Below are 257 nucleotides of genomic sequence, written 5' to 3'. Positions count from 1 at the left end.
CGCGGGAAAATCTGGTACCAGCTGGCAAAGGCAGCCTCCTTGCGTTCGGCATCGACGGCGCTTGCCGTCGAGCGAAGGCGAAACGGCCGCCAATCGGCCTTGTTCATCAATTCGGATGTTCCGGCATCGAGCAGGATCGCCGTGCGCTCGGCATCGGACGCCCTTTCGAGATTGTCGCCGAGGGCCTTCAATTCGGCATTGAGCGTTGGGCCGGCATGCATCTCGGCCGAGCGGACGAGGTTCAACCCCTCCTGCAG

Annotated in this window: 1 protein-coding gene; it reads right to left on the bottom strand. The window is 63.0% G+C overall.

The genetic code is table 11. The annotated features are described in order from the left end of the window. Window positions 1-257: hypothetical protein (locus AF337_RS07335; RefSeq protein ID WP_152970946.1), on the bottom strand; the 257-nt coding region annotated here is incomplete at both ends.

This window comes from Rhizobium ecuadorense, assembly GCF_001187535.1.
GTDB lineage: Bacteria > Pseudomonadota > Alphaproteobacteria > Rhizobiales > Rhizobiaceae > Rhizobium > Rhizobium ecuadorense.
This window is presented reverse-complemented; position numbering and strand designations above follow the sequence as displayed.